We start from the raw sequence: 7,723 nt of genomic DNA, 5'->3' as shown, positions 1-7,723 counted from the left end.
CGGAACACCAAACGGTGAAGACCCAGACCCACAAGATCCATGTGTCGGAGGAGATATTACAAATGTTGATCTAACAGATACAATAAGTGATTGGGCACTTGCAGACTGTGATGGTGATGGTGTTGTAAACATTGATGAAGTTGACCCAGATAGTGATGGAACACAAGGACCAAATGATACAGATTGGAATGATCCATGTGATCTTAATATAGATAGTATCACAGTTAGTCCATCAGAAGAATGGAATGAACTAGATTGTGATTTTGATAATGTTTCAAATGGAGATGAAATAGGTTATGGAGATACAGATGGAGATGGAATGCCAAACTTTAATGACCCGGATGATGATAATGATGGTGTAGATACTATAAATGAAGATTATGCAGATACAGATGTATCAGATGGTGAAGTAGATCCAACAGGAGATGATGATCCAACCAATGATGATACTGATGGAGATGGTACACCAGATTATATAGATAATGATGATGATAATGATGGTATCCTTACTAGTGACGAGTATCCAGACCTTAATGATAACGGAATAGGATTTGGTGATGATGCACTAGATAGTAATGGAAATGGTTTACCAGATTACTTAGAACCAGATAATGGTGTATTAACTGAAGCAGATGATTTTATTGAAATATTTAATGCTGTAACTCCTAATGGAGATTATGATAATGATGTGTTTACTATTGAAAACATTGAGTTATTCCCAGAAAATCAAGTACAAATATTCAATAGATGGGGAGTATTAGTATATGAAACTCTAGGATATGGTCAGAATGGAGAATATTTTAGAGGAAGATCTAAAGGAAGAGTTACTGTTAAAGAAGATGAATTATTACCTGTAGGAACTTATTTCTATATTGTTACTTTCGTTAAAGATGGAGAAACACTAGAAAAAGCAGGTTATTTATATATCCATAGATAAAATTATATAAGGAGGTAGGTTTTAATCTACCTCCAGTAATAAAATAAAACATAACAAATTAGAATGAAAAATAAAATCTTACTATTAGTTATAAGTATTAGTTCTGTTTTTTGCTTAGAAAGTAATGCTCAGCAAGACGCGCAGTATACGCAGTATATGTATAATACTATAAGTATAAATCCTGCTTATGCTGGATCAAGAGAGGTATTAAGTGTTGTTGGTTTATATAGAACTCAGTGGGTAGGTCTTGAAGGAGCTCCAAATACACAAACACTTAGTGTTCATTCACCAATTGGAAGTAGTGAAAAACTAGGACTTGGTTTATCTATTGTAAATGATAATATTGGGCCTACACATGAAACTAATTTTGATATTGACCTTTCTTATACGCTTAATACATCAGATAAAGGAAGATTTTCTTTTGGTTTAAAAGCAGGAGGTTATTTAATGAATATTAATTATGATGAACTTAGTAGGTATAATAATGGGGATGTTATTTTACCAACTGGGTCTATAAATGAGTTTTCTCCTAATGTAGGTGTTGGATTTTATTATAGACATGCAGATAAATGGTATGTAGGTGTTTCTGCTCCTAATTTATTAGAAACAGAACATTTAGATGAAGTAACCTTATCTACAGCTAATGAAAGAATTCATTATTATTTAATAGCAGGATATGTTTTTGATCTATCAGAAAATATTAAATTTAAACCTGCATTTTTAAGTAAAGTTGTTGAAGGAGCTCCACTGCAACTTGATATAACAGCAAATTTTTTATTAAACGATAAACTTACTTTAGGAGCTGCTTATAGATGGAGTGCTGCTGTAAGTGCATTAGCAGGTTTTCAAATTACTGAAGGGTTAATGATTGGTTTAGCCTATGATAGAGAAACAACAGAGCTTGGTAAAACAAAATTCAATAGTGGCTCTTATGAAGTTATGTTAAGATTTGAATTGTTTAAAAAAGATAGTAAAATTATTTCTCCTAGATTCTTCTAAATAAAAGATTATGAAATTATATAAACTTACATTAATCGCTTTTTTTGGTTTTTTCATATCTGTAGGATATGCCCAAAAAGGAAAAATTAAAAAGGCTAATAAAGAATATGACCAGTTTAGTTATGTAAAGACAAGTGAAATATTACTTGAAGTGGCAGAAGCAGGGCATAAATCTGTTGATTTATTTCAAAAATTAGGTAACTCTTTCTATTTCAATAATAAAATGGAAGAAGCTGTTAAATGGTATGGAAAATTAATGGAATTAGAAGAAAACATTGATGCCGAATATTACTTTAGATATGCTCAAGCTTTAAAATATAGTGAAAACTATGAAGAGTCAGATAAATGGATGGAAAAATTTAATCAATATAAATCTAATGACTCTAGAGGAAGGGCTTTTGCTTCTACTGTAGATTACCTTGCTAAAATTGAAAAAGCAAGTAAAGATTTTAAAGTAACCAATATGGACTTTAATTCTGAAGTATCTGATTTTGGAACAACACAATACAAAGACAAATTAATATTTGCTTCCTCTAGAGGAGATGGTAAAACTTACGGTTGGAATGATCAACCTTTTTTAGATTTATTTTCAGTAGATAAGCAAGATGATGGAACATATATAAACGTAGAAAATTATGATGATACTGTAAATACAACATATCATGAGTCTACACCTTCGTTTACTCCAGATGATCAATTAATGTTTTTTACAAGAAATAACTATACCAATAAAAAACTTAAAAGAGATAATGAAGATGTTACAAGATTAAAATTATATAGAGCAAGATTACAAGAAGATGGCACTTGGGGAGATATTGAATCTGTACATTTTAACAGTAACCAATATAGTGTAGCACATCCTACAGTTAATGTATATGGAACAAAATTATATTTTGCTTCAGATATGCCAGATACACAAGGAAACTCTGACCTTTATGTAGTAGATATTAATGCTGATGGTACTTTGGGAAAACCTAAAAATTTAGGATCTAAAATAAATACAGAAGGTCAAGAAACATTTCCTTTTATTAATGAAAAAGGAGATTTGTTTTTCTCTTCTAATGGGTATCCAGGATTAGGAGGGTTAGATGTATATGTAATAAGAGATTTTGAAAATAAATTTGAACGTTCAGGAACACTTGTTGCAGAAAACTTAGGAAAACCAATTAATAGCCCTCAAGATGATTTTGCATATTATGAAAACTTAGGTACAAATGAAGGTTTTTTCTCATCTAATAGATTAAACGGAAAAGGAGATGATGATATCTATAGTTTTGCAGCTATTGAAAATAAGTGTCAACAAATTGTAGATGGTATTGTTAAAGATAAAAATACTAGAGAATTATTAGCAGATGCTACTGTTATTTTGTTTGATAAAAATGGTAAAGAAATTGAAAGATTGGTCGTGGGAGAGAGTGCAACTTTTACATTTAGTTTAGATTGTGAAGAAGAATATTTAGTACGTGCTCAAAAAAATGACTATGCTTCAGACGAAGTAAGATTTACAACACCAAGTACAAGACAAGATTTAGATTTAGAACTTAACCTTTCTAAAGAAGTAAGAGAAATTAAGGTAGGTACAGATTTAGCAAAAGTATTAGATATACCAATTATTTATTTTGACTTTGATAAATCTAATATCAGACCAGATGCAGCTTTAGAATTACAAAAAGTAATAGCTGTAATGAAACAATATCCTAATATGAAGATAGATGTACGTTCTCATACAGATTCTAGAGCACCTTATTCTTATAACGAATCTTTGTCTAATAGAAGAAATAAGTCTACTATAGCACATATTATTAAAGTTGGTTTAATTGATGCTAACAGATTAACAGGAAGAGGTTATGGGGAAAGAAAATTAACTAATAAATGTTCAGATGGTGTACCTTGTACAGAAGAAGAACACCAATTAAACAGGCGTAGTGAGTTTATTGTTTTATCCTTAGACTAACTTAAAAATAAGAGACAAAAAAACCACCAAGAAATTGGTGGTTTTTTGTTTTAGTAAAATTTAGTATATAAAAAAAGCAAACTTAAATTAAGCTTGCTTTTTTTTCGTGACCTCGACAGGATTCAAACCCAGTCCGTAATTCTTTAGTACTAGTGACTTTCTAGGTTTTTTAATGTAGATACTAACCGAATTGCTACCATTTACATTAATGGTCTCTATAGTCATTTAGCTTGTCAAAGACATTACAAATTTACAAAATAGTAAGACTCAAACCTACATAAATCGTATCAAATGCTATGAAGTATTACACTATATTATACCCGTTAGGGTATGATATCATTGTATTTTCACATAATTATACCTGTAAGGGTGTAATTAGGAAATAGCCTCCAAATATTGATTTACAATATCTTCTTTGATACCGCTGTATTCTGCAAATTCTTCTGCAGTGATAAATTGATGCGACTTTTTCCCGAAGTAGATTTTAATTTCATTTAAGAGCTTACGACCATAGCGCTCACTTCTTCCAGTGATACGTTGGATGTCTTTTGGATATATACAAGCTCTTACTATTCTCATTTTATACTTTATCCATACTTAATCCATATAGCATCAAGGCATCGTCTATATGTTATTAAATGGCATAAAACGAATGTATCGGCATGGATGTATGTGTGCTTTTGATTTCTCTTATAAAACTACTGTCTTTTGCTTAATAATCAAAATATTAAAAGTTATGGCTAGACAAACTGGTATTATCAAATTGAAAGGAACTATCGGAGATATTTCCTTCTACAAGAGCGCAGACGGACACCTTGCGCGATATAAAGGAGGTGTTGATGGAAAACGTATTGCAAGTGATCCTGCGTTTCAGAGAACTCGTGAAAATGGTTCGGAGTTTGGACGTGCAGGAAAAGGAGGTAAGGTATTTAGAAATGCCATTCGTGTGCTTTTGCAAAATGCAAAAGATAAACGAGTGGTAAGTCGTTTGACAAAAACTTTAGTTGCCATCACAAAAACGGATGCCGTTCATGAGCGTGGACTTAGAACCATTGAAGGTGGTGATATGAGCACATTGTTAGGCTTTGAATTCAATGTGAATGGAAAGTTAGGAGCAACACTTTATGCACCATTTGCTGTGGCATATGATCGTGTAACAGGAGATGTTACTTTGGACTTAGATCCATTTGCACCAACATTACGCATTGCAGCTCCTGGAGGAACTACACATTATAAAATTGTAATGGGAGGAGCAGAGTTGGACTTTCCAAATGAGGCCTCTGTTTTTTAGAGTGCCGAAACAGGTATTCTTCCTTACGACAGTGCAGATACTGCTGCTATTGGTGCTGTGGTTAGTTATATGGTTTCCTTATTAGCGAAACGCATACATCAGTTTTTTCAGCAACTAAAGAAATAAGAAAAGAGAATTTTTTGTTTGCAGAATGTTTCCTTAACAGCACTACTTCCTTTTCTATTTTTTTTAAAGAAAAAAAGAAAACGCTTGTTCTGGTGGCGTGGGAATGCTGTCAAGCTTTTTGGATAAAATAATATGCCTAGTAGGAGGTTAAAAAAATAATACGCTTTTTTTCGGCGTATTATTTTTTTCAAAACTTTTAGGCTTGAGCTTTATAGCATTATGGCGTTGGATGCAGGAAGCCAACTATATTTGTGGCCTTTTTTATACTTTAAATTCTGCCCATAATGGATAATGATCTGAGATAAGCCAGGATAGACTATTATTGGTTAGCAAACGGTTTTTTAAAGCCACGTTTACAAAGTCATAGTTGCCACCACTTAAAAATTCCATAGATAATTTTGGTCCGTTATCATGACTATTGAACCAAGCTATTTGATCGTAGTACTTTGTTTTATTGAAAATGGATCTGGTTACCTGAATGTTTTGTAATTGAGGAGGTACATATAATCCTTCCGATAGGAATGTTTGATCTAATAAATCACCACGCTCATCAATATTGAAATCTCCTAATGCAATAAAATCTTGATGGTATGCATTTACATTATCTGCCCAATCCCTAAGCCATTTTGCAATACCACGTAATTCCGGAATGCGATTTTTTTTATTTTTCTCATAGAGAATGTGAAGTGTCACTAAAATGAATGTACGTTTTCCTGATTTGAAACTTACTGCATAAGGAGATCTGACAAATTGATTTGAAAGAGCATTATCTTTAATTGAATCTTCCCATTCTTCAGGCACTACTAGTTCTCCTGCTAATCCTGAAAGTTGTACACGACGCGTATCAAATAAATATGCCATTCGTTCTCCGTTACCAACTTTACCTTTGTTTACATCTGTTAGGATTAATGACCAATTTGACCCCAGTACTTTTAACGTATCTCTTAAAGCACGGATGTTATCTTTTACTTCTTGAATAGCTATAACATCAAAACGTTTTATGATTTCTGCAATGCATAGAATTGCATGTAAATCTCTTTTTGGAGAGTCATCATCATCGGAATTCCATTTGCGTGTTAGATTGCCAAATGTCCTTATGTTCCAGGTTGCAATTAGAAGGTTTCTGTCTAATTGTTTTGAAGGAATCTTTAAATCTAAATCCGTTTTTAAAAGTTGCAGATTTTCTATTACTTCAGATGGTGGTTGGTCTAGTATTGAACTCATCCTTAAATATAATAATATTTATTTACAATATGTTGATAAGCAGGTAATCTAGAAGGCGAGAGCCGACTGCGAGATTAGCAAGGCTGGTGTGGTAATAGCACGTTGCTTTTTCAGCAAAAGTGCGTACAACAGCAACGGTTTATCGCAAGGGTGGCGGATTTTTTGATTTTATATTAAAGCTAGTTTGTGTTTTGTTGGTATTCTGGAATATGCTTGTTTAGGCAAGTGCAAGGTTTGAAGGAGGCCATGGAAGTCTAGGGGATAGTTTATTATTGCGGTTTGGCGGCTTAACTTTTGTGCTTGCTATTAGTAGCTAATAGATGTAATACATTTTCAAAAGTTTATTATGAAGTTTGGTAGTTAGCCAATCCGTGATTTAAAAAACTATGGAGAGGGGATGACATGGACCGGATGAAAGCCTTGCTCTTGTGTGCTGTTTGCGAAATGGGGTAACCTTTTTGTATGTTAGTTGTTATTTACTTTGATGTTTGAGTTTGCATGGAAGAGGTCCCTGCTTACGCAGGGATTTAAGGTTATCTTATTTGCAACTTGGAAAGGGATCAAAAAATGTGACACCCGTAGCCCACAGATTTTATTTGGATTTTTATTCCTGTATGCATCTATTGGAATTAAAAGTACTGCATATTCTGTTTTTGTTGGGGTTTCTGTGGGTTTTGGCCGCAGCGACCCGCAGGCTCGCGAAACATGAAATAGCGGTTGTACCTTAATAAATACAACTTGCGCAGAGCGCATAACCTCTTTGGATTTTAAGGTACAAGAGTAGCTATGGGTGAGGAGGGAGAGAATGTGTGCAATAAAACAAATAAATAGTGCCAACGAGGACGTGTCGCCGTAGTGGTGCTATTTATGGTAATCACCAATGCGACGATAGAAGCATTGGTGATTATGTATTATGGAACTAAATGAAACGACTGACGAACACCTTATTACCTGCCTACCTTGATTTTTATGTTAGTACTGCAGATGAATTAAAAGATGAATTGTGCGTTGGTTAAAAATACTGGTTTTGGTAATGAAGCCTTTATGCAGGACGGGTCATGGTTGTAGCCAACGTGTTTGTGTATGATTTTGTTGCGTGTTTCAGCAACTAATTTAGCAAATAAATCACAGATAGAAAGTCCGCGAGGACTTTCGTAAGTAAGCTCTTATTAGCAATTAATTATACACGGCT

At 33.3% G+C, this 7,723-nt stretch carries 5 protein-coding genes and 1 pseudogene; 4 read left to right on the top strand and 2 right to left on the bottom strand.

The genetic code is table 11. The features are described from left to right. The 3 genes from KO494_RS08660 to KO494_RS08650 form a co-directional block, all read left to right on the top strand. The coding region (locus KO494_RS08660) for a gliding motility-associated C-terminal domain-containing protein (RefSeq protein ID WP_215967213.1) at positions 1-937 on the top strand (937 nt) is incomplete at its 5' end. A 63-nt stretch (positions 938-1,000) separates the two neighbouring features. Continuing rightward, a complete protein-coding gene (locus KO494_RS08655; protein ID WP_215967212.1) occupies positions 1,001-1,936 on the top strand; it encodes a type IX secretion system membrane protein PorP/SprF in 936 nt (311 codons plus the stop codon). Positions 1,937-1,946: 10 nt separating this feature from the next. Further along, positions 1,947-3,890, top strand: coding sequence for an OmpA family protein (locus tag KO494_RS08650; protein WP_215967211.1), 1,944 nt, complete (start codon positions 1,947-1,949; stop codon positions 3,888-3,890). Positions 3,891-4,265: 375 nt separating this feature from the next. On the opposite strand, the gene KO494_RS08645 is transcribed toward KO494_RS08650, so the two are convergent. Beyond that, positions 4,266-4,469, bottom strand: a complete 204-nt coding sequence (locus tag KO494_RS08645; RefSeq protein WP_215967210.1) for a hypothetical protein — start codon at positions 4,467-4,469, stop codon at positions 4,266-4,268. Positions 4,470-4,626: 157 nt separating this feature from the next. On the opposite strand from KO494_RS08645, the pseudogene KO494_RS08640 reads away from it, so the two are divergent. Continuing rightward, positions 4,627-5,247 (top strand): annotated as a pseudogene (locus KO494_RS08640) (hypothetical protein); the annotation flags it as partial. A gap of 321 nt (positions 5,248-5,568) precedes the next feature. On the opposite strand, the gene KO494_RS08635 reads toward KO494_RS08640, so the two are convergent. Beyond that, entirely contained in the window at positions 5,569-6,531 is a 963-nt protein-coding gene (locus KO494_RS08635; protein ID WP_215967209.1) for an endonuclease/exonuclease/phosphatase family protein, read from the bottom strand. Positions 6,532-7,723 lie beyond the last annotated feature (1,192 nt).

It is taken from the genome of Lacinutrix sp. C3R15 (assembly GCF_018860825.1).
Taxonomy (GTDB): domain Bacteria; phylum Bacteroidota; class Bacteroidia; order Flavobacteriales; family Flavobacteriaceae; genus Oceanihabitans.
The sequence above is the reverse complement of the archived record's forward strand: the minus strand, read 5'-3'. Positions and strand labels throughout refer to the sequence as shown.